General features: G+C 34.6%; 33 protein-coding genes. 1 reads left to right on the top strand and 32 read right to left on the bottom strand.

Going from position 1 to position 19,159, the window contains the following annotated elements:
* Positions 1–88: 88 nt before the first annotated feature.
* Positions 89–1,042, bottom strand: coding sequence for an AAA family ATPase (locus tag FNW17_RS04085; RefSeq protein ID WP_144070925.1), 954 nt, complete (start codon positions 1,040–1,042; stop codon positions 89–91).
* A gap of 75 nt (positions 1,043–1,117) precedes the next feature.
* Positions 1,118–2,551: a peptidylprolyl isomerase gene (locus tag FNW17_RS04080; RefSeq protein ID WP_143391033.1), complete on the bottom strand. Its 1,434-nt coding sequence runs from the start codon at positions 2,549–2,551 to the stop codon at positions 1,118–1,120.
* A 248-nt stretch (positions 2,552–2,799) separates the two neighbouring features.
* Here FNW17_RS04080 and FNW17_RS04075 point away from each other — a divergent pair, with 248 nt between their 5' ends.
* Entirely contained in the window at positions 2,800–3,537 is a 738-nt protein-coding gene (locus FNW17_RS04075; protein WP_143391034.1) for a hypothetical protein, read from the top strand.
* Between the two features lie 59 nt (positions 3,538–3,596).
* Here the strand turns inward: FNW17_RS04075 and carA are convergent, their stop codons facing one another.
* The 30 genes from carA to rpsJ all read right to left on the bottom strand — a co-directional run bounded on the left by carA (position 3,597) and on the right by rpsJ (position 19,158).
* On the bottom strand, positions 3,597–4,697 hold the full coding sequence (gene carA / locus FNW17_RS04070) for a glutamine-hydrolyzing carbamoyl-phosphate synthase small subunit (RefSeq protein WP_144070924.1): 1,101 nt from the start codon (positions 4,695–4,697) through the stop codon (positions 3,597–3,599).
* Between the two features lie 392 nt (positions 4,698–5,089).
* Positions 5,090–5,596, bottom strand: a complete 507-nt coding sequence (gene rplQ, locus FNW17_RS04065; RefSeq protein WP_144070923.1) for a 50S ribosomal protein L17 — start codon at positions 5,594–5,596, stop codon at positions 5,090–5,092.
* Positions 5,597–5,629: 33 nt separating this feature from the next.
* Positions 5,630–6,622: a DNA-directed RNA polymerase subunit alpha gene (locus FNW17_RS04060; RefSeq protein WP_132006235.1), complete on the bottom strand. Its 993-nt coding sequence runs from the start codon at positions 6,620–6,622 to the stop codon at positions 5,630–5,632.
* 21 nt (positions 6,623–6,643) lie between these two features.
* Entirely contained in the window at positions 6,644–7,249 is a 606-nt protein-coding gene (gene rpsD / locus FNW17_RS04055) for a 30S ribosomal protein S4 (protein WP_143391037.1), read from the bottom strand.
* Between the two features lie 92 nt (positions 7,250–7,341).
* Positions 7,342–7,725, bottom strand: coding sequence for a 30S ribosomal protein S11 (rpsK, locus tag FNW17_RS04050; protein ID WP_024981527.1), 384 nt, complete (start codon positions 7,723–7,725; stop codon positions 7,342–7,344).
* 8 nt (positions 7,726–7,733) lie between these two features.
* Entirely contained in the window at positions 7,734–8,108 is a 375-nt protein-coding gene (rpsM, locus tag FNW17_RS04045) for a 30S ribosomal protein S13 (protein WP_143391038.1), read from the bottom strand.
* Positions 8,109–8,110: 2 nt separating this feature from the next.
* Positions 8,111–8,227, bottom strand: coding sequence for a type B 50S ribosomal protein L36 (gene ykgO, locus FNW17_RS04040; protein ID WP_073370549.1), 117 nt, complete (start codon positions 8,225–8,227; stop codon positions 8,111–8,113).
* Between the two features lie 11 nt (positions 8,228–8,238).
* Positions 8,239–8,454: a translation initiation factor IF-1 gene (gene infA / locus FNW17_RS04035; RefSeq protein ID WP_007136545.1), complete on the bottom strand. Its 216-nt coding sequence runs from the start codon at positions 8,452–8,454 to the stop codon at positions 8,239–8,241.
* A 4-nt stretch (positions 8,455–8,458) separates the two neighbouring features.
* Positions 8,459–9,805 carry a preprotein translocase subunit SecY gene (gene secY, locus FNW17_RS04030; RefSeq protein WP_143391039.1) on the bottom strand — a complete coding sequence of 449 codons (1,347 nt, stop codon included), beginning with the start codon at positions 9,803–9,805 and terminating at the stop codon, positions 8,459–8,461.
* 13 nt (positions 9,806–9,818) lie between these two features.
* Complete coding sequence (gene rplO, locus FNW17_RS04025; RefSeq protein WP_143391040.1) at positions 9,819–10,271, bottom strand: 50S ribosomal protein L15; 453 nt, start codon at positions 10,269–10,271, stop codon at positions 9,819–9,821.
* A 10-nt stretch (positions 10,272–10,281) separates the two neighbouring features.
* Positions 10,282–10,464, bottom strand: coding sequence for a 50S ribosomal protein L30 (rpmD, locus tag FNW17_RS04020; protein ID WP_143391041.1), 183 nt, complete (start codon positions 10,462–10,464; stop codon positions 10,282–10,284).
* Between the two features lie 12 nt (positions 10,465–10,476).
* Positions 10,477–11,004: a 30S ribosomal protein S5 gene (rpsE, locus tag FNW17_RS04015; protein WP_035668102.1), complete on the bottom strand. Its 528-nt coding sequence runs from the start codon at positions 11,002–11,004 to the stop codon at positions 10,477–10,479.
* A gap of 6 nt (positions 11,005–11,010) precedes the next feature.
* Complete coding sequence (gene rplR / locus FNW17_RS04010; RefSeq protein ID WP_143391042.1) at positions 11,011–11,361, bottom strand: 50S ribosomal protein L18; 351 nt, start codon at positions 11,359–11,361, stop codon at positions 11,011–11,013.
* Positions 11,362–11,372: 11 nt separating this feature from the next.
* Complete coding sequence (rplF, locus tag FNW17_RS04005; RefSeq protein WP_143391043.1) at positions 11,373–11,915, bottom strand: 50S ribosomal protein L6; 543 nt, start codon at positions 11,913–11,915, stop codon at positions 11,373–11,375.
* Positions 11,916–11,933: 18 nt separating this feature from the next.
* On the bottom strand, positions 11,934–12,332 hold the full coding sequence (gene rpsH / locus FNW17_RS04000; protein ID WP_143391044.1) for a 30S ribosomal protein S8: 399 nt from the start codon (positions 12,330–12,332) through the stop codon (positions 11,934–11,936).
* Between the two features lie 74 nt (positions 12,333–12,406).
* Positions 12,407–12,676 carry a 30S ribosomal protein S14 gene (rpsN, locus tag FNW17_RS03995; protein ID WP_073370557.1) on the bottom strand — a complete coding sequence of 90 codons (270 nt, stop codon included), beginning with the start codon at positions 12,674–12,676 and terminating at the stop codon, positions 12,407–12,409.
* Positions 12,677–12,679: 3 nt separating this feature from the next.
* Positions 12,680–13,231, bottom strand: a complete 552-nt coding sequence (gene rplE / locus FNW17_RS03990) for a 50S ribosomal protein L5 (RefSeq protein WP_143391045.1) — start codon at positions 13,229–13,231, stop codon at positions 12,680–12,682.
* 2 nt (positions 13,232–13,233) lie between these two features.
* Positions 13,234–13,548 carry a 50S ribosomal protein L24 gene (gene rplX, locus FNW17_RS03985; protein ID WP_035668111.1) on the bottom strand — a complete coding sequence of 105 codons (315 nt, stop codon included), beginning with the start codon at positions 13,546–13,548 and terminating at the stop codon, positions 13,234–13,236.
* A gap of 10 nt (positions 13,549–13,558) precedes the next feature.
* A complete protein-coding gene (gene rplN, locus FNW17_RS03980; RefSeq protein ID WP_100843387.1) occupies positions 13,559–13,927 on the bottom strand; it encodes a 50S ribosomal protein L14 in 369 nt (122 codons plus the stop codon).
* A 2-nt stretch (positions 13,928–13,929) separates the two neighbouring features.
* Positions 13,930–14,190 (bottom strand): 30S ribosomal protein S17, encoded by a 261-nt coding sequence (gene rpsQ / locus FNW17_RS03975; protein WP_143391046.1) that lies wholly within the window; start codon positions 14,188–14,190, stop codon positions 13,930–13,932.
* Positions 14,191–14,198: 8 nt separating this feature from the next.
* Positions 14,199–14,390 carry a 50S ribosomal protein L29 gene (rpmC, locus tag FNW17_RS03970; RefSeq protein WP_073370563.1) on the bottom strand — a complete coding sequence of 64 codons (192 nt, stop codon included), beginning with the start codon at positions 14,388–14,390 and terminating at the stop codon, positions 14,199–14,201.
* Positions 14,391–14,403: 13 nt separating this feature from the next.
* Positions 14,404–14,829: a 50S ribosomal protein L16 gene (gene rplP, locus FNW17_RS03965; protein WP_073370564.1), complete on the bottom strand. Its 426-nt coding sequence runs from the start codon at positions 14,827–14,829 to the stop codon at positions 14,404–14,406.
* Between the two features lie 19 nt (positions 14,830–14,848).
* Positions 14,849–15,610 carry a 30S ribosomal protein S3 gene (gene rpsC / locus FNW17_RS03960; protein WP_143391048.1) on the bottom strand — a complete coding sequence of 254 codons (762 nt, stop codon included), beginning with the start codon at positions 15,608–15,610 and terminating at the stop codon, positions 14,849–14,851.
* A 5-nt stretch (positions 15,611–15,615) separates the two neighbouring features.
* Positions 15,616–16,029 (bottom strand): 50S ribosomal protein L22, encoded by a 414-nt coding sequence (gene rplV / locus FNW17_RS03955; protein ID WP_143391049.1) that lies wholly within the window; start codon positions 16,027–16,029, stop codon positions 15,616–15,618.
* Positions 16,030–16,035: 6 nt separating this feature from the next.
* Positions 16,036–16,314 carry a 30S ribosomal protein S19 gene (gene rpsS / locus FNW17_RS03950; RefSeq protein WP_143391050.1) on the bottom strand — a complete coding sequence of 93 codons (279 nt, stop codon included), beginning with the start codon at positions 16,312–16,314 and terminating at the stop codon, positions 16,036–16,038.
* A 6-nt stretch (positions 16,315–16,320) separates the two neighbouring features.
* Positions 16,321–17,145, bottom strand: coding sequence for a 50S ribosomal protein L2 (gene rplB, locus FNW17_RS03945; RefSeq protein ID WP_143391051.1), 825 nt, complete (start codon positions 17,143–17,145; stop codon positions 16,321–16,323).
* 9 nt (positions 17,146–17,154) lie between these two features.
* A complete protein-coding gene (gene rplW, locus FNW17_RS03940) occupies positions 17,155–17,445 on the bottom strand; it encodes a 50S ribosomal protein L23 (protein ID WP_035668124.1) in 291 nt (96 codons plus the stop codon).
* Between the two features lie 6 nt (positions 17,446–17,451).
* Positions 17,452–18,081, bottom strand: a complete 630-nt coding sequence (gene rplD / locus FNW17_RS03935) for a 50S ribosomal protein L4 (RefSeq protein WP_143391052.1) — start codon at positions 18,079–18,081, stop codon at positions 17,452–17,454.
* Positions 18,081–18,698, bottom strand: coding sequence for a 50S ribosomal protein L3 (gene rplC, locus FNW17_RS03930; RefSeq protein WP_143391053.1), 618 nt, complete (start codon positions 18,696–18,698; stop codon positions 18,081–18,083). Before rplC ends, rplD begins: the two co-directional genes overlap by 1 nt.
* Before the next feature lie 154 nt (positions 18,699–18,852).
* Positions 18,853–19,158 carry a 30S ribosomal protein S10 gene (rpsJ, locus tag FNW17_RS03925; protein WP_040473603.1) on the bottom strand — a complete coding sequence of 102 codons (306 nt, stop codon included), beginning with the start codon at positions 19,156–19,158 and terminating at the stop codon, positions 18,853–18,855.
* Position 19,159: the final 1 nt, after the last annotated feature.

Genomic DNA, 19,159 nt, shown 5'->3' with positions numbered 1-19,159 from the left:
ATAAATTTTGTTAGTTTTTAATTTTAATGCCAATATTTAGTGTTAAAACACAAAATAGTTGGTTTTGGACTCCAATGAAAAAGGAATACTACATTAACTTATCAATAATCATTTCTTCGGTAATGCCTTCGGCATCGGCTTTGTAGTTTTTGATGATTCTGTGGCGAAGAATTCCCGTAGCAACGGCTTTTACATCTTCAATGTCTGGAGAAAATTTTCCGTTAAATGCTGCATTGGCTTTGGCCGCCAAAATTAAATTTTGCGATGCTCTTGGCCCTGCTCCCCAATCGAGATAATTTTTCACAAATTCGTTAGACAAAGCATTATCAGGACGGGTTTTACTAACCAAGGTGACAGCGTATTCTATTACATTATCAGCAACTGGAATTCTGCGAATCAAGTGTTGAAAATCTATAATTTCTTGAGCAGTAAACAATGGATTTATAGTAGCATTTGAATCGGAAGTTGTTCGTTTTACAACCTGAACTTCTTCTTCAAAAGAAGGATAATCCAGTTTGATGGCAAACATAAAACGGTCTAATTGTGCTTCTGGCAAGGGATAAGTCCCTTCTTGTTCAATTGGGTTTTGAGTTGCCAAAACAAAATAGGGCAAATCTAATTTATAGTTGTGTCCAGAAATTGTAACGGCTCTTTCTTGCATTGCTTCGAGTAAAGCAGCCTGAGTTTTTGGCGGCGTCCTGTTGATTTCGTCCGCTAGAATAATATTCGAAAAAATAGGCCCTTTTATGAATTTGAACTGCCGATTTTCGTCTAATATTTCGCTTCCTAAAATATCCGAAGGCATTAAATCTGGAGTGAATTGAATTCTCTTGAAATCTAATCCAAGCGCTTGCGCTAGTGTGTTAACCATCAAAGTTTTTGCCAATCCGGGAACTCCTACCAAAAGTGCGTGTCCTCCAGAGAAAATACAAAGCAAAATTTGATCAACGACAGCATCCTGACCCACAATAATCTTTGCGATTTCGGCTTTTAGTTCGTTTCTTTTTTGAACTAAATTATGTATTGCTGCTACGTCTGACATAGTTGAAGTTGGAGGTTAGAAGTTAGAGATTAGAAGTTAGAAATAGTCTTACTACTTAATACTCAAATCTTAATACTACTTTTTTAGCCAATTGTTTGTAAAAGTACACTCTCTGTATTCACCATTTACTTTTATATAGGTGTCTTTGATTTTATCGTCAAACCAAGTTCCGATTGCTTTAAATTGTTTTTCTTTTAAAGCTAAGTCTTTAATTTTGATGTAATCCGTGGCGTAATCAGAAGTGTGAGAATCAATTCTGTTCGTAACTGTAATTATCTTGAATTTTTTCTTGCCCGATTGATCTTCATCTAATAATGGTAAAGAAATTTCATTGTCTTTCAAATTGGAAATCTGGCTATACAAACTAGGCTCCATTTTGGTCAATTCAAAACGAGTATCTTGAGTTTTTGGATTGATTAAAGCACCTCCATTAGTTCTAGTTTCTTTTTCGTCGGACATTGTTTTTGCAGCTTGAGCAAAAGTAATTTCCTTATCAACGATTCTTTTTCTAATTAAAGTAATCTTTTCTTTTGCTTCTTTCAAATCATCAGGAGTTACTGCTGGTATCAATAGTATATGACGCAATTCAATATCTTGTCCTTTAATCTTTTCGACATAAATAATGTGATACCCAAAGTCAGTCTCAAAAGGTGCTGATATTTCTCCTTCTTGTAGACTAAAGGCCACTTCTTTAAATTCTTTTACAAATTGAGTTTTTTTGTTCATTTTATAATAACCACCTGTAGCTCTTGACCCTGGATCTTGTGAATACAAAACGGCTTTAGTTGCAAAACTAGACCCTCCTTCCTGTACCTCTTTTTTGAATTCATTCAGCTTATTAATCACTTTCTGTTTTTCGGCATCGGATACTTTTGGAGTTACAACAATTTGAGCTACTTCCATTTCAGCTCCAAAAACGGGTAAATCAGTTGTTGGAATTTTTTTGAAAAAATTACGAACTTCCTCAGGGGTGATTTCTACTTCATCAATGATTTTTTTTTGCATTTCAGAAGTTAGTTTTTGCTCTTTCAAAATATCAAAGAAATAGGTTCTAAATTCTTCCTCAGTATTTTTCTTGTAGTATTTAACCACTTTATCCATAGAACCAATTTGTTCTACCATATAACTTAGCCTTTCATCCATCATCGATTTCACTTCTGAATCCGTAACTTTAACACTATCTTGAACGGCTTGATGTGCATACAATTTGTCTTCCATTATTTTTCCTAATATCTGACATCTGGTAATATCTTTAATAGAATTACCCTGACTAGAAATTTCTAAGTAAGATTTGTCGATATCTGAATCTAAAATGATGTAATCACCCACTTTTGCAATTACACCATCAATTTTTAGTTTTTGGGTTGAATTTACATTTTTTATAGTATCAACGGCTTTTTCTTTGATAATTTCTTGCGCCATTGCCATTCCGCTTGAAAATAGTAAAACAAAAAAAGTAAGGGCTATTTTATTATTTATGGATTTCATTTGTATTAATTTTGAAAGCATTTTTTTTTAAATATATTTAATTTTAAATTATCATGAACTGTATTAATTCAGTGCACTATAGACCTGATTTATTTTGACCAAATATACACTTTATGAATCAAGAAACAGAATTGTTTTAACCTAAAACAAAAATAACAATTCAATCATACAATACAAGTTTCATTTCTAGTATTAACAAAACTTTATAGACAACTTTTGAATTCTTTGGCAATAATTTGAATAGTTTTACAAATAACTTATTCCAAGAAATGAAAGCAAAACTACTAATTTTAATTCTGTTATTTACTTTCCCTTTTTGTTATTCACAAACCGACAAACCTTTAAAGGGAATCGTTTTATGCGATGATGTCCCAGTTCAGGGCATAGAAGTTGTTAATTTAGTATCAGGAAAAACTTCAATAACAAACACCAATGGAGAATTTTCAATTGTAGCGAAAGCTGAAGATATGCTAGTATTTGTTTCTAAAAACCACTATTACAAAAGGTTGTTTTTAGAAAAAGAGGATGTCAAAAAAAACAATATCGAAATTAAAATAACTCAAAAACCAGTGGACCTTGAAGAAGTTGTTATTACAAAAATAGCTTTTAACACCAAGGGACTTTTCAGTCAAGAAGTGGCCGATGAAATAAAATTAGAAAAAGGAAAATATAGGAATAGACAAATTAATGACGGAACAATTGAAAACGGAGCAGATTTGATGAGAATCGGCAGAATGATTTTAGATTTATTTATAAAGAAAGAAGAAATGAAAAGAGAACCTGATTCAAAAATTGAATTTAAGGAATTGGCCAAAACAAATTACGAAGAAATCTTTTTTATAAATACATTAAAATTAAAACCGGAAGAAGTCTCTCTATTTCTAGAATTTTGTGATGCCGATCCAAAATCCAAAACTATTTTGAACAACAACCCCTTGAGTTTAATGGATTTTATATTGACCAAAAACGAGGAATTCAAAAAACTACCGACTTCAGAAAATAAGTAAAAACAAAAAAGCTGTCAAAATTGACAGCTTTTTTGATATATAAAATTCAAATTAAGAATTTAATTTTTTAGATTTTCCACAAATTGATCAAACAAATAAGAGGAATCGTGCGGTCCAGGACTTGCTTCTGGATGGTATTGTACTGAGAAACAGTTTTTGTTTTTCATTCGCATACCAGCAACCGTTCCGTCATTAAGATGAAGGTGCGTGATTTCCATATCTGGATGATTGTCTAGTTCTTCTTTATTCACAGCAAAACCGTGGTTTTGTGAAGTGATTTCGCCTTTACCAGTAATCATATTTTTCACAGGATGATTGATTCCTCTATGTCCGTTGAACATTTTATATGTAGAAATTCCGTTGGCCAAAGCGATAATTTGGTGTCCTAAACAAATTCCAAATAATGGTTTATCGTTTGCCAAAATTTCTTTTGCTACTTCAATTGCACCAAAAAGTGGGTCTGGATCACCAGGCCCATTAGACAAGAAATAACCGTCTGGTTGGAATGCCGCTAATTCTGAATATTTTGAATCGTATGGAAAAACTTTGATGTAACAATCTCTTTTGGCAAGATTACGAAGGATATTGGTTTTAATTCCTAAATCTAGAGCTGCAATTTTATAGGTTGCATTTTCGTCTCCAAAAAAGTAAGATTCCTTGGTAGAAACTTTAGAAGCTAATTCCAATCCTTTCATATCTGGAACTTTTGCCAAAGCCGCTTTTAGTTCTTCGATTGGTGTGTCATCGGTACAAATTACTGAGTTCATAGCTCCGTGGTCGCGAATATAACTCACCAACCCACGGGTATCCACATCAGAAATACAGATTAGGTTTTGTTTTTTAAAATAATCTTCCAAACTTCCTGTGGCATCTTCACGAGAATAATTGAAGCTGAAATTTTTACAAACCAATCCAGCAATTTTAATGCTATCTGATTCGATTTCTTTATCGTTTACCCCGTAATTTCCAATATGTGCATTGGTAGCCACCATTATTTGTCCGAAGTAAGATGGATCGGTGAATATTTCTTGGTAACCCGTCATTCCAGTATTAAAACAAACTTCACCAAAAGTAGTTCCCGAAATTCCGATAGATTTTCCGTGGAAAATGGTTCCGTCACTTAATAGAAGAATGGCGCTTTTTCGTGTTGTGTATTTCATTCGTCGTAGTTATTGTTATTTCCTCAACCCCAACCCCTCTCCAAAGGAGAGGGGAGACGAGATTGAATATTTTTGTTTGCAAATTTAATTTTTTAAAACAGTGAATGCAAAGTTTTTTGAAAATTTATGTTTTTTTGAAGAGTTTCTTATGAAAATAAAAAGTTCTAAATAGCCCCGATTGAAGTGGAAATCCTTTTTCTTTTTCCTTTAAAAAGAAAAAGATTACTTCACTTAACGCTTATTTCAATGGAGTTCAGTGAACTTCGTTTGCAACGGAAAGCGGGAGAAATGGTTGTTAAAAAACTATAAATGTTTTGCTCCAAAAAATCAAAAAAAAAGGACAAACTAATAAAAGTTTATCCTTGATTTTTATTGAAATATTATTTTCATAATTATTCAGCAGATTCTGATGGAGTTTCAGTAGCCGGAGCTTCTGCTTCTGCAACTGGAGCTGCTTCAACAACTTCATCCGCTTTTTTAGCTTTTCCACCACGACGGCTTTTTGCTTTTCTAACATCTTTTTTACCACCGTTGTAAAGTTCATTGAAATCTACCAATTCGATCATTGCCATATCAGCATTATCTCCTAAACGATTTCCAACTTTAATGATACGTGTGTATCCACCTGGACGGTCACCTACTTTAGCAGCTACGTCTCTGAACAAGTCAGTTACGGCATATTTGCTACGTAAGTAAGCAAAAACGATACGACGGTTGTGAGTCGTGTCAGCTTTAGATTTTGTTATTAATGGCTCAACAAATTGTTTAAGCGCTTTTGCTTTTGCAACAGTAGTGTTAATACGTTTGTGCTCGATAAGAGAACAAGCCATATTAGCTAACATAGAACTTCTATGTGCAGTCTGTCTGCTTAAGTGATTGAATTTTTTTCCGTGTCTCATTGCTATGTAAATTTAAACCTTTGAAGGTTTAGATTATTCTTTATCTAATTTGTATTTTGCTAAATCCATTCCGAAGTTCAAATTTTTAATAGCTACTAGTTCATCTAGTTCAGTTAAAGATTTTTTACCGAAATTACGGAATTTCATTAGGTCATTTTTATTGAAAGATACTAAATCTCCAAGTGTATCAACTTCTGCCGCTTTCAAACAATTTAATGCTCTTACAGAAAGATCCATATCAACAAGCTTAGTTTTAAGCAATTGTCTCATATGCAATGACTCTTCGTCATACGATTCTGTTTGTGCGATTTCGTCAGCTTCAAGAGTAATTCTTTCGTCAGAAAACAACATGAAATGGTGAATTAAAACTTTGGCAGCTTCAGTAAGGGCATCTTTTGGATTGATTGAACCATCAGTCTTGATTTCAAAAACTAATTTTTCATAATCTGTTTTTTGCTCTACACGGAAGTTTTCAATAGCATACTTAACATTTTTTACCGGAGTAAAAATAGAATCAGTAAATATAGTTCCAATTGCGGCATTTTGTTTTTTGTTCTCTTCAGCAGGAACATATCCTCTACCTTTTTCGATAGTTAAATCGAAATGTAGTTTGATTTTAGGATCTAAATTACAGATTACAAGTTCTGGATTCAGAACTTGGAAACCTGAAATAAATTTCTGGAAATCACCAGCTGTTAATTGATCTTTACCAGTAACTGAAATAGTAACTGATTCATTATCTATATCTTCGATTTGACGTTTGAAACGTACTTGTTTAAGATTTAGAATAATTTCGGTAACGTCTTCAACAACTCCTGAGATAGTAGAAAACTCATGATCTACACCTTCGATACGAACCGACGTGATTGCATAACCTTCTAATGCTGAAAGCAAAACTCTTCTAAGTGCGTTACCAACTGTCAATCCGTAACCAGGTTCTAAAGGTCTAAATTCGAATTTACCTTCAAAATCGGTTGAATCGATCATGATAACTTTATCGGGCTTCTGAAAATTAAATATTGCCATAAATTTCGACTAAGTCAATTATTATTTGTTGTACAACTCTACGATTAATTGTTCTTTAATGTTTTCTGGAATTTGAAGTCTAGCAGGTACAGAAACGAAAGTACCTTCTTTTAAATCGTTGTTCCAAGTAATCCATTCATAAACATGACTTGAATTAGATAAAGAACGTTCGATTGCTTCTATTGATTTAGATTTTTCACGAACGGCAACTTTATCACCAGGTTTAAGGTGGTAAGAAGGGATGTTTACATTTTCACCGTTAACAGTGATATGACGGTGAGATACGATTTGACGGGCACCTCTTCTAGAAGGAGCAATTCCCATTCTAAAAACTACGTTGTCTAATCTTGCTTCACACAATTGTAATAAAACTTCACCAGTAACCCCTTTAGTAGCTGATGCTTTTTTGAACAAACCTCTGAATTGTTTTTCTAAAATTCCATAAGAATATTTAGCTTTTTGTTTTTCCATTAACTGGATAGCAAATTCAGATTTTTTTCCTCTTTTTTTAGCCATCCCGTGTTGTCCAGGTGGGTAATTTCTTTTTTCGAAAGCTTTATCGTCTCCGAAAATTGCTTCGCCAAATTTACGAGCGATTCTTGTACTAGGACCAGTATATCTTGCCATTTTAAATTGTTTAAGATTGAGATTATGAATTCAGGTCTTATCCTTCAATAATCGAAATTCAATCTAGGTTATACTATAATTATTTTTGAGTATTAAACTCTACGTCTTTTAGGAGGACGACATCCATTGTGAGGCATTGGTGTTACGTCGATAATCTCAGTAACTTCAATTCCACCATTATGCAAAGAACGAATAGCAGACTCACGTCCGTTTCCTGGTCCTTTTACATAAACTTTCACTTTTTTAAGTCCAGCTTCTAACGCTACTTTACTACAATCTTCTGCTGCCATTTGGGCTGCATACGGAGTGTTCTTTTTAGAACCTCTGAAACCCATTTTACCAGCTGATGACCAAGAAATAACTTCACCTTTTTTGTTTGTCAAAGAAATGATGATGTTATTGAAGGTAGCAGAAATATGAGCTTCTCCCGTTGATTCAACGATAACTTTACGTTTTTTTGCAGTTGCTTTAGCCATATTACTTATTATTTAGTTGCTTTTTTCTTGTTGGCAACAGTTTTTCTTTTTCCTTTTCTTGTTCTAGAGTTGTTTTTAGTTCTTTGTCCTCTTAATGGAAGACCAGATCTATGACGTATACCTCTATAACATCCAATATCCATTAAACGTTTGATGTTTAAAGAAACTTCTGAACGTAGTTCACCTTCAATTTTGAAAAATGATACAGCATCCCGAATTCCTCCGATTTGATCATCATTCCAATCTTGCACTTTTGTATCTTGGCTAACTTGAGCTTTTTCTAAAATCTCAACTGCTCTACTTTTACCAATTCCGAAGATGTAGGTTAAAGCGATAACTCCTCTTTTGTTTTTTGGGATGTCTACCCCTGCTATTCTTGCCATAATTATCCTTGTCTTTGTTTAAATCTAGGATTCTTTTTGTTGATTACGTATAATCTGCCTTTTCTTCGTACAATTTTGCACTCGGCACTTCTTTTTTTAACTGATGCTCTTACTTTCATTTTGAATATCTTTAATATCTATAAGTAATTCTTGCTTTTGACAAATCGTAAGGACTCATTTCTAGTTTCACTTTATCACCAGGTAATAATTTGATGTAATGCATACGCATTTTTCCAGATATATGAGCAATTACTATATGTCCATTTTCTAACTCAACACGGAACATTGCATTTGACAATGCTTCGATAATTGATCCGTCTTGTTCTATTGCTGATTGTTTTGCCATAAGATTAAGCTACTGCTTTTCTATTTTTGCCACTTTTCATTAAACCATCATAATGTTTGTTTAACAAGTATGAATTGATTTGTTGAATCGTATCGATTGCAACACCAACCATAATTATCAATGATGTTCCTCCAAAAAACATTGCCCAAGATTGTTGTACATCCATAAGACTAACTACAATAGCTGGGAACACAGCGATTAAAGCAAGAAACAATGAACCAGGGAAAGTTATTAAAGACATCACCTTGTCAAGAAAGTCAGAAGTTTCAACTCCTGGTCTAACACCTGGAATAAAACCACCACTTCTTTTCAAATCGTCAGACATTTTATTAGTAGGAACTGTAATTGCGGTATAAAAAAATGTAAATACAACTATCAAAGTCACAAAAACAAAATTATACCAAAAACCGAACATATCACTAAAAGTACTAACGATAGATTGTGAAGCATCTGATTTTGACAATCCTGCTACAGCAGCAGGAATAAACATAATTGCCTGAGCAAAAATGATTGGCATAACACCAGCTGCATTTAATTTTAATGGAATCCATTGTCTGTTACCACCCATCATATCTTTTTCAAAATCTCCTGATGTAGTACGACGAGCATATTGTACAGGAATTTTTCTAATTGCCATTACTAACAATATACAAGCAATGATAACTAATAACCAAACAATAATTTCAACAACCAATAACATTGGACCACCGTTATTATTTGTAACTCTGGCAGCAAATTCTTGAATAAAAGCTTGTGGTAATCTTGCCAAAATACCTACCATAATCAATAGTGATATTCCGTTTCCAATTCCTTTATCAGTGATTTTTTCACCTAACCACATTGCAAATATTGTACCTGTTGTCAAAATAATTACTGAAGAAAAGACAAATTCAATAGAACTATATCCTAATAAAAATGCAGTTTTAGGCAATTGATTGTACAGATTATAAATGTAACTAGGCCCTTGAACCAAAGATATACCAATTGTTAACCAACGTGTAATTTGATTAATTTTCTTTCTACCACTTTCGCCATCGCTTTGAAGTTTTTGCAAATACGGAATCGCAATTCCCATTAACTGAACTACAATTGAAGCAGAAATATAAGGCATAATACCTAAAGCAAAGACTGAAGCTTTTGAAAAAGCACCACCAGAGAACATGTCAATGATAGAACCAATACCGCTTTTTGTTTGCCCAGCTAAACCTGTCAATTGTGTAGCATCAATACCTGGAAGAGTAACATGAGCTCCAAAACGATACACTAAAAGAATCAACAATGTAACGCCGATTCTGTTTTTCAGTTCCTCGATTTTCCAAATATTAACTAATGATTCAATAAATTTCTTCATCTTTATCGAAAAATTAAAGGATTACAGCTTCTCCACCAGCAGCTTCGATAGCAGCTTTTGCAGTAGCAGTAAATTTGTGAGCAGTTACTGTTAATTTTGCTTTCAATTCTCCTCTTCCTAAAATCTTAACGATTTCATTTTTAGTAGCCAAACGGTTAGCAACATATACAGTCATATCGACTGCATTAGTTACAATACCATTATCCACTAATAATTGAAGTGTATCAAGATTTACACCTTCGTAATCTTTACGATTGATGTTTGTGAAACCAAACTTAGGTACACGTCTTTGAAGTGGCATTTGACCACCTTCAAAACCAATCTTTTTAGAATATCCAGAACGAGATTTTGCTCCTTTGTGTCCACGTGATGCAGTACCACCTTTTCCAGAACCTTCTCCTCTACCCAATCTTTTATTTTGATTGTGTGTTGACCCTTCAGCCGGTTGTAAGTTACTTAAATTCATAACGTATTTGTTATATAGCTTCTTCTACAGAAACTAAGTGTTTAACTTTATTTATCATTCCAAGGATAGTTGGATTTGAATCGTGTTCTACAACTTGACCCATTTTACGAAGACCTAAAGCCTCTAATCCTCTTTTTTGAGTAAGAGGACAGTTGATTTTGCTTCTAACTTGTTTTACTAATAATTTAGCCATAATTTCCTTGAATTAACCTTTAAAAACTTTTTCTAAAGAAACGCCTCTTTGTTTTGCAACAGTATAAGCACTTCTCATTTGTAATAAAGCATCAAAAGTTGCTTTTACCACGTTGTGAGGATTTGATGATCCTTGAGATTTTGACAATACATCATGTATTCCAACTGACTCAAGTACTGAACGAACAGCTCCACCTGCAATAACTCCAGTACCATGAGAGGCTGGAATTAAGAATACACGTGCTCCACCAAATTTACCTTTTTGTTCGTGAGGAACAGATTGTCCATTCAAAGGAATTTTAACTAGATTTTTCTTAGCATCTTCTACTGCTTTCGCAATTGCTTCAGAAACATCTTTAGATTTTCCTAATCCGTGACCCACTACTCCGTTTTCATCACCTACAACTACAATAGCAGAAAAACCGAAAGCTCTACCACCTTTTGTAACTTTAGTAACACGATTTACACTTACCAAACGATCTTTCAATTCAAGACCACTTGGTTTTACTAGCTCTACATTCTTGTATTTACTATTAGACATACTATCTTAGAATTTAAGTCCAGCCGCTCTCGCGCCTTCCGCTAATGATTTAATACGACCGTGATATAAATAACCTCCTCTATCGAAAGTTACTACTTCAATCCCAGCTTTTAACGCTTTCTCTGCAACAAGTTTTCCAACTGCAATTGCAACTTCAACGTTTGTACCTTTTTCTATTTCTTTTTCTCTTGAAGAAGCAGCTAATAAAGTAACTCCGTTTACGTCATCAATAAGTTGAGCATAAATTTCTTTGTTACTTCTAAATACAGATAGTCTTGGATTAGCAGCAGTACCACTAATTGTTTTTCTAATTCTGAATCTGATTCTCTGTCTTCTTTCAGGTTTTGTTAATGACATAATGTTATTTTTTACGCTGATTTACCTGCTTTTCTTCTTAATACTTCACCTACAAATTTAACGCCTTTTCCTTTGTACGGCTCTGGTTTGCGGAAACCTCTGATTTTCGCAGCAACCTGACCTAAAAGTTGTTTGTCAAATGATGTTAACTTCACAATTGGGTTTTTACCTTTTTCAGATATAGTTTCCAAAGTTACTTCTGGAGCTATTTCTAAAACAATATTGTGAGAAAATCCAAGAGCTAAATCTAATTTTTGACCTTGATTTGAAGCTCTATAACCTACACCAACTAATTCCAAAGATTTTGTAAAACCTTCTGTTACACCTATAATCATGTTATTGATTAAAGATCTGTACAAACCGTGTTTTGCTCTTTGGTCTTTGTGATCAGATGATCTGTCCACTTGAACTTGATCTCCTTCAACTGTTACAGTTACATCTGAGTATTCCTGTGTAAGTTGACCATTTTTTCCTTTTACTGTAATGATACCATTTGCAACTTCAACAGTTACTCCGGCAGGGACTACAACGGGATTTTTACCTATTCTTGACATCTCTTATAAGTCTTTTAATTAGTATACGTAACAAATTACTTCACCACCTACATTCAATTGTTTTGCTTTTTTTCCAGTCATAAGACCTTTTGAAGTTGAAACAATTGCAATTCCTAATCCGTTAAGGATTCTTGGGATGTTTGAAGAACCTGAATACTTACGTAAACCTGGTTTACTAATTCTTTGGATATCTTTAATTACTGACTCTTTAGTATCTTTATCATACTTCAAAGCGATTTTGATTGAACCCTGAACAGAGTTGTCTTCAAATTTGTAACTTAAGATATATCCTTGATCAAATAAGATCTTAGTTATTTCTTTTTTTAGATTAGATGCTGGAATTTCGACAACTTTGTGGTTTGCAGCCACAGCGTTTCTAACTCTCGTCAAATAATCTGCAATAGGATCTGTATACATATTGTATTGATTTGCGGTAACGGTTTTCGACAGAACTATTCTATTGAACCTGAAACCAATTTATAAATGTTTGATTACCAAGAAGCTTTCTTAACTCCTGGAATTAATCCGTTGTTTGCCATTTCACGAAATGTTACACGTGAAATACCAAATTGACGAATATATCCTCTTGGTCTACCTGTCAATTTGCAACGATTGTGCAAACGTACTGGTGAAGCATTTTTTGGTAATTTTTGCAAACCTACAGAATCTCCAGCTTCTTTCAAAGCTTTTCTTTTCTCAGCATACTTCGCTACCGTTTTTTCTCTCTTCACCTCGCGGGCTTTCATTGATTCTTTAGCCATGTCTTAATTCTTTTTAAAAGGTAAACCTAATTCAGCCAATAACGATTTTGCTTCTTTGTCAGTAGCTGCAGAAGTTACAAAAGTAATGTCCATTCCAGATATTTTATTTACTTTATCAATATCAATTTCAGGGAAAATGATTTGTTCTAAAACACCAAGATTGTAGTTTCCTCTTCCGTCAAAACCAGTGGCTTTAATTCCACCGAAATCTCTAACACGTGGCAAAGCAGAAGTAACAAGTCTATCTAAAAACTCATACATTCTTTCTCCACGCAAAGTAACTTTTGCTCCAATAGGCATCCCTTTTCTCAATTTGAATGACGCAACGTCTTTCTTTGAAATTGTAGATACTGCTTTCTGCCCAGTGATCTTTGTTAACTCATCAACTGCATAGTCGATTAGTTTTTTGTCAGATACAGCTGCACCAACTCCTTTACTCAAAACGATTTTTTCCAATTTTGGAACTTGCATTACGTTTGTGTATCCGAATTCCTCTTTAAGAGCAGATATTACTCTGTTCTTATACTCTTCTTTTAGTCTAGGTATATATGCCATTACTATAGTACTTGATTAGATTTTTTTGAAAATCTCACTTTCTTATCTCCTTCAACTCTAATACCAACTCTAGTTGTTTCCTTAGTTTTAGGATCAATTAGAGATATGTTAGAAATTTGTATAGAAGCTTCCTTTTTTACAATACCACCTTGAGGGCTTTTTGCACTTGGTTTCGTGTGTTTTGAAACCATGTTTACACCTTCAACAATTGCTTTATTTTTCTCACGGTAAACACGTAGCACTTTACCTTCAGCACCTTTATGGTCTCCAGCAATTACTCTTACGATGTCTCCTGATTTTATTTTTAGCTTTATCATCTTAAAATAATTAAAGCACTTCTGGTGCTAATGATACAATTTTCATGAATTGTTTTTCACGAAGTTCTCTTGCTACTGGACCAAAAACACGAGTTCCTCTCATTTCTCCTGCAGCGTTCAAAAGGACACATGCATTGTCATCGAAACGGATATAAGAACCATCGGCTCTTCTCACTTCTTTTTTGGTACGTACAACAACTGCAGTTGAAACAGCTCCTTTTTTTACGTTTCCGTTTGGAGCAGCATCTTTGATAGAAACTACAATCTTGTCACCAACAGAGGCATACCTTCTTTTGGTACCTCCTAAAACACGGATAGTTAAAACTTCTTTTGCTCCCGTATTATCTGCTACTTTTAGTCTTGATTCTTGTTGTACCATAATTATTTAGCTCTTTCAATGATTTCAACTAACCTCCAACATTTGGTTTTACTTAAAGGACGCGTTTCGCTAATTCTTACAGTATCTCCAATGTTACAGTCGTTATTTTCGTCGTGTGCATGAAACTTTTTAGTTTTCAACACGAACTTACCGTATAGTGGGTGTTTTACTTTTGTTACTTGTGCAACAACAATGGATTTATCCATTTTGTCTGAAGTAACAACCCCAACTCTTTCTTTTCTTAAATTTCTTTTTTCTTCCATCTTTAGAATTATTGTAATTCTCTTTTAGTAAGTTCTGTAGCTAATCTTGCAACTGTTCTTCTAACGCTTCTAATTTGAAGCGGATTCTCAATTGGAGATATAGCGTGAGCCATTTTTAAGTCAGCATATGCTTTCTTAGTTTGGTTCAATTTTTCTTGCAACTCTGCTGCAGAAAGATCTTTTATTTCTGATTGTTTCATAATATATAATTAATTATGCTTCGAAATCTCTAGCAACGACGAATTTTGTTTTACAAGGAAGTTTTTGCGCTGCAAGACGTAATGCCTCTTTTGCAACTGACAAAGGTACTCCTCCAACTTCAAACATAATTCTTCCGGGTCTAACAACGGCCGCCCAATATTCGACTGCACCTTTACCTTTACCCATACGTACCTCAAGAGGTTTCTTTGTGATAGGTTTGTCTGGAAATATTTTGATCCATAATTGTCCTTCTCTTTTCATAAAACGAGTTGCAGCGATACGCGCAGCTTCGATTTGACGTGAGGTTAAGAACATTCCATCTTCATGAACAGATTTAATACCAAACATTCCATTAGAAAGTTCGTGCCCTCTTTGAGAGTTTCCTTTCATTTTACCCTTTTGTACCTTGCGGTATTTTGTTCTTTTAGGCTGTAACATTTTTCTTTAATTTAAAAATTTACTTTCTCTTACGAGCGTCTGGTTTTCCACCTTTATTAAAAGGCTTTCTGTCTCCTCTCGGAGAATCGCCACCTTTACCACCACCAGTTCCGGATTGTTTTTTATCCATTCCTGCAAGCGGAGAAAGATCTCTCTTTCCATAAACTTCACCTTTCATGATCCATACTTTGATACCCATTCTACCATAAGTAGTGTGAGCTTCAGCAAGAGCATAATCGATGTCGGCTCTGAAAGTTGATAGAGGAATTCTACCTTCTTTGAAACCTTCTGAACGTGCCATCTCAGCACCATTCAAACGACCAGAAATCAAAACTTTGATGCCTTCTGCATTCATACGCATTGTAGCAGCAATAGCCATTTTGATCGCACGTCTATAAGAAATACGGCTTTCGATTTGACGACAGATGCTTGTAGCAACTAGATACGCGTCAAGTTCAGGTCTTTTGATTTCAAAGATGTTGATTTGAACCTCTTTGTCAGTAACTTTCTTAAGTTCTTCTTTCAACTTGTCTACCTCTTGGCCACCTTTTCCGATAATGATACCAGGTCTAGCAGTAGTGATAGTAACGGTTACAAGTTTCAAAGTTCTCTCGATGATTACTTTTGATACACTAGCTTTTGATAAACGAGCATGGATGTACTTTCTGATTTTGAAATCTTCGGCAAGTTTATCACCGTAGTCATTTCCACCATACCAGTTAGAGTCCCATCCTCTGATGATACCAAGTCTATTTCCAATTGGATTTGTCTTTTGTCCCATCTTTATTAAATTGCTTGTGTGTTATTATTAATTGATCCTAACACGATTGTTACGTGGTTTGAACGTTTTCTAATTCTGTGTGCTCTTCCTTGTGGAGCTGGACGAAGTCTTTTCAACATCATTCCACCATCTACAGTGATAGTTTTTACGAATAAGCCTGCTTCTTCCATATTAGCGTCAGGATTTTTTGCTTGCCAGTTGGCTATAACAGATAAAACCAATTTTTCTAATTTTCTTGAAGCTTCTTTAGAACTAAATCTTAAAATATTTAGTGCTCTTTCTACCTTCTGACCTCTTACTAGATCTGCTACTAAGCGCATTTTTCTAGGTGAAGTAGGGCAGTTATTCAATTTTGCAAAAGCCAATGACTTGTTAGCCTCTTTTCTTGCATCTGCTGTTTCTCTTTTACGAACTCCCATTGCTTCTTATTTTTTACCTTTATTTTTTGCTCCAGCATGACCTCTAAAAGATCGAGTTGGTGAAAACTCTCCTAATTTGTGACCTACCATGTTTTCTGTTACGTAAACTGGTACAAATTGACGACCGTTATGAACTGCGATTGTTTGTCCAACAAAGTCTGGAGTAATCGTAGAAGCTCTAGACCAAGTCTTTACTACTCCTTTACTACCAGCGGCAATGTTTTCTTCAACTTTCTTTTCTAACTTATAATGAACGAAAGGTCCTTTTTTTAATGAACGTGCCATATCTTATTATTTCTTTCTACGTTCTACAATATACTTGTTACTCGGGTTTTTCTTAGAACGTGTTCTATAACCTTTAGCAGGTATACCGTTTCTAGATCTTGGATGTCCTCCAGAAGAACGTCCTTCACCACCACCCATTGGGTGATCGACAGGGTTCATTGCTACTGGTCTTGTTCTAGGTCTTCTTCCTAACCATCTTGTTCTACCTGCTTTACCAGATACAACTAATTGGTGGTCTGAATTAGAAACCGCTCCAATTGTAGCCGAACAAGTCAACAAGATTAATCTTGTTTCACCAGAAGGCATTTTAATTGTTGCATATTTTCCGTCTCTTGCCATTAATTGCGCGAATGTCCCAGCAGAACGAGCGATTACAGCTCCTTGTCCTGGTCTCAATTCGATACAAGATATTACAGTTCCTAAAGGAATTCTGCTTAATGGTAAAGTATTACCTATTTCAGGTTGAGATTCCGGACCAGAAACTAATTTCTGACCTACTTTCAATCCGTTTTGAGCAATAATATATGTTTTCTCACCATCAGCATATGCTAATAATGCGATAAACGCAGTACGATTTGGATCATATTCTATTGATTTCACTGTAGCTGGAATTCCTTCTTTTGTACGTTTGAAATCAATGATACGATATCTCTGCTTGTGACCACCACCCGTATAACGCATGGTCATCTTTCCTTGACTATTTCTACCTCCAGAGTTTTTTATCGGCGCTATCAAAGAGCGTTCCGGCTTATCAGTTGTAATGGCGTCATAACCATTCACAACTCTAAATCGCTGACCTGGGGTAATAGGTTTTAATTTTCTTACTGACATTTTTCTATCTTAGATATTGTTGTAAAAATCAATTGTTTCTCCTTCTTGTACTTGTACAATTGCTTTTTTGATTGCATTTGTCTTTCCACTGATAAGACCACTTTTAGTGTATTTTGTAGTTCTATCCGGTCTTACGTTCATCGTGTTAACACTCAAAATAGTTACTCCATAAGCAGCTTCAACAGCTTTCTTAATTTGTACTTTGTTTGCTTTTTTGTCAACAACGAATCCGAAGCGGTTTAAAACTTCACTTTCTTTGGTTACTTTTTCTGTTACTATAGGTTTAATTATGATGCTCATATCCTATTATTTGCTTAAATTTTCTTCAATTAACTCTAAAGAACCTTCTAAAAGCACTAAACTATTTGTGTTAAGAATGTCGTAAGTACTTAATTCTGAACTAGTTATCACCTTAGACGCCTTTAAATTGCGTGACGACAAATATACATTTTTATTCGAATCGCCCAACACAAATAAAGATTTTTTATTATCCAACTCTAAAGCTTTCAAAACGTTGATGAAATTTTTAGTGTTTGGCGTTTCAAAATTGAAGTCTTCAAGAACGATAATGTTCGATTCTTTTGCTTTAATTGAGAAAGCAGATTTTCTTGCCAATCTTTTCAAGCTTTTATTCAATTTAAATGAATAACTTCTTGGTCTTGGTCCGAAAACTGTTCCACCACCTTTAAACAATGGATTCTTTGCACTACCCGCACGAGCAGTTCCAGTTCCTTTTTGTTTTTTAATTTTACGAGTACTTCCCGCTACTTCAGCTCTTTCTTTAGCTTTGTGCGTTCCTTGACGTTGGTTAGCAAGATATTGCTTTACATCAAGATATACTGCGTGATTGTTTGGTTCTATACCGAATACTGAATCAGAAAGTTGCACTTTTCTTCCAGTATCTTTTCCGTTGAAATCTAATACTTTTGCTTCCATTACTTCTGAATGATTACATAAGAGTTGTTACATCCAGGAATACATCCTTTAATAACAAGTAGGTTCTTATCAGCCACTACTTTTAAAACTCTAAGGTTTTGAACTTTTACATTGTCTCCTCCCATTCTTCCAGCCATACGCATTCCTTTGAATACTCTAGATGGATAAGAAGAAGCTCCTACAGAACCTGGCGCTCTTAAACGGTTGTGTTGACCGTGAGTTGCTTGTCCAACACCACCAAAACCGTGACGTTTAACAACCCCTTGAAAACCTTTACCTTTAGATACACCCTGTACATCTACAAATTCTCCTTCTTCAAAAATTGAAACGTCTATAACGTCACCTAATTTTTGTTCTGTTGCAAAATCTTGGAATTCAACGACTTTTTTCTTAGCTACAGTTCCTGCTTTCGCAAAGTGACCAACGGCCGCTTTTGTGGAATGTTTCTCGTTTTTGTCATCGAAACCAAGTTGCAACGCTTCATACCCGTCAACACCTTTGGTTCTGACTTGGGTAACTACACATGGTCCAGCTTCAATAACAGTACAAGGAATGTTTTTCCCGTTCTCGTCAAAGATGCTTGTCATGCCAATTTTTCTTCCGATTAACCCAGACATAAATATTAATTATTAATTATTAAATATAAATATAGAACGCAGCTTTTAAGCGAGCCCTATTTTTTTAGTGGTGCAAAAGTAAACATTATTTACACACAAACCAAAAAAATATTTATCACTCAAAAACAGCGTCCTTTTCTTACTAGTAAGCTATTTAAACTTTGATCTCTACTTCAACTCCGCTAGGCAACTCAAGTTTCATCAAGGCATCAATTGTTTTTGATGAAGAGGAATAAATGTCGATCAATCTCTTGTATGACATTACTTCAAATTGCTCTCTCGCTTTTTTGTTAACGTGTGGAGAACGTAGCACCGTAAAAAGTTTTTTGTGAGTTGGCAACGGAATTGGTCCTGTTACTACTGCTCCAGTACTTTTTACTGTTTTTACAATTTTCTCGGCAGACTTATCTACCAACATATAATCGTAAGATTTTAATTTTATTCTGATTTTTTGACTCATT

This window comes from Flavobacterium franklandianum (assembly GCF_007097365.1).
Classification (GTDB): Bacteria; Bacteroidota; Bacteroidia; order Flavobacteriales; family Flavobacteriaceae; genus Flavobacterium; species Flavobacterium franklandianum.
Note: the sequence above shows the minus strand (reverse complement) of the source record. Positions and strands in the feature narration are given on the sequence as shown.

Coding starts and splice junctions, on each gene's coding strand:
- FNW17_RS04085 (WP_144070925.1), bottom strand. CDS start 1,042: ATGTCAGACGTAGCAGCAATACATAATTTAGTTCAAAAAAGAAACGAA.
- FNW17_RS04080 (WP_143391033.1), bottom strand. CDS start 2,551: ATGCTTTCAAAATTAATACAAATGAAATCCATAAATAATAAAATAGCC.
- FNW17_RS04075 (WP_143391034.1), top strand. CDS start 2,800: ATGAAAGCAAAACTACTAATTTTAATTCTGTTATTTACTTTCCCTTTT.
- carA (WP_144070924.1), bottom strand. CDS start 4,697: ATGAAATACACAACACGAAAAAGCGCCATTCTTCTATTAAGTGACGGA.
- rplQ (WP_144070923.1), bottom strand. CDS start 5,596: ATGAGACACGGAAAAAAATTCAATCACTTAAGCAGACAGACTGCACAT.
- FNW17_RS04060 (WP_132006235.1), bottom strand. CDS start 6,622: ATGGCAATATTTAATTTTCAGAAGCCCGATAAAGTTATCATGATCGAT.
- rpsD (WP_143391037.1), bottom strand. CDS start 7,249: ATGGCAAGATATACTGGTCCTAGTACAAGAATCGCTCGTAAATTTGGC.
- rpsK (WP_024981527.1), bottom strand. CDS start 7,725: ATGGCTAAAGCAACTGCAAAAAAACGTAAAGTTATCGTTGAATCAACG.
- rpsM (WP_143391038.1), bottom strand. CDS start 8,108: ATGGCAAGAATAGCAGGGGTAGACATCCCAAAAAACAAAAGAGGAGTT.
- ykgO (WP_073370549.1), bottom strand. CDS start 8,227: ATGAAAGTAAGAGCATCAGTTAAAAAAAGAAGTGCCGAGTGCAAAATT.
- infA (WP_007136545.1), bottom strand. CDS start 8,454: ATGGCAAAACAATCAGCAATAGAACAAGACGGATCAATTATCGAAGCA.
- secY (WP_143391039.1), bottom strand. CDS start 9,805: ATGAAGAAATTTATTGAATCATTAGTTAATATTTGGAAAATCGAGGAA.
- rplO (WP_143391040.1), bottom strand. CDS start 10,271: ATGAATTTAAGTAACTTACAACCGGCTGAAGGGTCAACACACAATCAA.
- rpmD (WP_143391041.1), bottom strand. CDS start 10,464: ATGGCTAAATTATTAGTAAAACAAGTTAGAAGCAAAATCAACTGTCCT.
- rpsE (WP_035668102.1), bottom strand. CDS start 11,004: ATGTCTAATAGTAAATACAAGAATGTAGAGCTAGTAAAACCAAGTGGT.
- rplR (WP_143391042.1), bottom strand. CDS start 11,361: ATGTCATTAACAAAACCTGAAAGAAGACAGAGAATCAGATTCAGAATT.
- rplF (WP_143391043.1), bottom strand. CDS start 11,915: ATGTCAAGAATAGGTAAAAATCCCGTTGTAGTCCCTGCCGGAGTAACT.
- rpsH (WP_143391044.1), bottom strand. CDS start 12,332: ATGTATACAGATCCTATTGCAGATTATTTGACGAGAGTTAGAAACGCT.
- rpsN (WP_073370557.1), bottom strand. CDS start 12,676: ATGGCTAAAGAATCAATGAAAGCCCGCGAGGTGAAGAGAGAAAAAACG.
- rplE (WP_143391045.1), bottom strand. CDS start 13,231: ATGGCATATATACCTAGACTAAAAGAAGAGTATAAGAACAGAGTAATA.
- rplX (WP_035668111.1), bottom strand. CDS start 13,548: ATGATAAAGCTAAAAATAAAATCAGGAGACATCGTAAGAGTAATTGCT.
- rplN (WP_100843387.1), bottom strand. CDS start 13,927: ATGGTACAACAAGAATCAAGACTAAAAGTAGCAGATAATACGGGAGCA.
- rpsQ (WP_143391046.1), bottom strand. CDS start 14,190: ATGGAAGAAAAAAGAAATTTAAGAAAAGAAAGAGTTGGGGTTGTTACT.
- rpmC (WP_073370563.1), bottom strand. CDS start 14,390: ATGAAACAATCAGAAATAAAAGATCTTTCTGCAGCAGAGTTGCAAGAA.
- rplP (WP_073370564.1), bottom strand. CDS start 14,829: ATGTTACAGCCTAAAAGAACAAAATACCGCAAGGTACAAAAGGGTAAA.
- rpsC (WP_143391048.1), bottom strand. CDS start 15,610: ATGGGACAAAAGACAAATCCAATTGGAAATAGACTTGGTATCATCAGA.
- rplV (WP_143391049.1), bottom strand. CDS start 16,029: ATGGGAGTTCGTAAAAGAGAAACAGCAGATGCAAGAAAAGAGGCTAAC.
- rpsS (WP_143391050.1), bottom strand. CDS start 16,314: ATGGCACGTTCATTAAAAAAAGGACCTTTCGTTCATTATAAGTTAGAA.
- rplB (WP_143391051.1), bottom strand. CDS start 17,145: ATGTCAGTAAGAAAATTAAAACCTATTACCCCAGGTCAGCGATTTAGA.
- rplW (WP_035668124.1), bottom strand. CDS start 17,445: ATGAGCATCATAATTAAACCTATAGTAACAGAAAAAGTAACCAAAGAA.
- rplD (WP_143391052.1), bottom strand. CDS start 18,081: ATGGAAGCAAAAGTATTAGATTTCAACGGAAAAGATACTGGAAGAAAA.
- rplC (WP_143391053.1), bottom strand. CDS start 18,698: ATGTCTGGGTTAATCGGAAGAAAAATTGGCATGACAAGCATCTTTGAC.
- rpsJ (WP_040473603.1), bottom strand. CDS start 19,158: ATGAGTCAAAAAATCAGAATAAAATTAAAATCTTACGATTATATGTTG.